Source organism: Streptomyces sp. NPDC054841 (assembly GCF_053611045.1).
The window spans coordinates 1-1,094 of the sequence record NZ_JBSGZO010000931.1 but is presented as its reverse complement, the minus strand read 5'-3'; the positions used below and the strand labels follow the sequence as shown (position 1 = coordinate 1,094).

The following is a 1,094-nucleotide window of genomic DNA, read 5'->3' as shown; positions in this document are numbered from 1 at the left end:
GGGGCTGCGCCCCGAGATCCAGCCCGGGGGGTCTGGCGGCAGCCCCACGCTCGCCGCAACCCGCCGGTGCTGGCACGCTGGATCCATGCCGGAACTGCCCGAGGTCGAAGCGCTCAGAGAATTCCTCGACGAGAACCTGGTGGGCAAAGAGATCGCCAAGCTGCTGCCCGTGGCGATCAGCGTGCTCAAGACGTACGACCCGCCGCTCACCGCCGTCGAGGGCGCCGAGGTCACCGCCGTGCACCGGCACGGGAAGTTCCTCGACATCACCACCACCACCGGACTGCACCTCGTCTTCCACCTCGCCCGCGCCGGCTGGCTCCAGTGGAAGGACGTCCTCCCGTCCGGCGTGCCCCGGCCCGGCAAGGGCCCGCTCGCCCTGCGCGCCGCACTCACCGGCGGCGACGGCTTCGACCTGACCGAGGCGGGCACCACGAAGAGGCTCGCCGTGCATCTCGTGCGCGACCCCGCGGACGTCCCCGGCATCGCCCGCCTCGGCCCCGACCCGCTCGCCGACGACTTCGGCCGGGACGCCTTCGCCGCGCTCCTCGCCGGTGAACGCCGCCAGATCAAGGGCGCACTGCGCGACCAGAGCCTCATCGCCGGAATCGGCAACGCCTACAGCGACGAGATCCTGCACGTCGCGAAGATGTCTCCGTACAAGCTCACCTCGAAGCTCGGCGAGGACGAGATCACCGGACTGTACGAGGCGATGCGCACGACTCTCAAGGAGGCCGTCGAGCGCTCGCACGGCCTCGCCGCCGGACGCCTCAAGGCCGAGAAGAGGAGCGGACTGCGCGTGCACGGCCGCACCGGCGAACCCTGCCCGGTGTGCGGCGACACGATCCGCGAAGTCTCCTTCCATGACTCGTCGTTGCAGTACTGCCCCACCTGCCAGACCGGCGGCAAGCCGCTCGCCGACCGCCGGATGTCCCGGCTGCTGAAGTGACTTAGGGCCTGTCGTTCGGATCTTGCCGGGCTCGCGTGCCCTGGCACGCACATCTGCGGCGTTGTCGTCAGTCGCCAATGCTCCGCAGTGGCTCCCTCCTCCGCCTTGCATCTGCACGCGCCAGACCCCGCTCGCTGATCCGGCC

The 1,094-nt window shown here is 70.6% G+C and carries 1 protein-coding gene; it reads left to right on the top strand.

Features of this window, described 5'->3' with window-relative positions; genetic code table 11:
* Positions 1-85 precede the first annotated feature (85 nt).
* The gene (locus ACWGI8_RS44510; protein ID WP_453669362.1) at positions 86-949 is read left to right on the top strand and encodes an Fpg/Nei family DNA glycosylase; all 864 of its coding nucleotides are present in this window, start codon (positions 86-88) and stop codon (positions 947-949) included.
* Positions 950-1,094 lie beyond the last annotated feature (145 nt).

Coding starts and splice junctions, on each gene's coding strand:
- ACWGI8_RS44510 (WP_453669362.1), top strand. CDS start 86: ATGCCGGAACTGCCCGAGGTCGAAGCGCTCAGAGAATTCCTCGACGAG.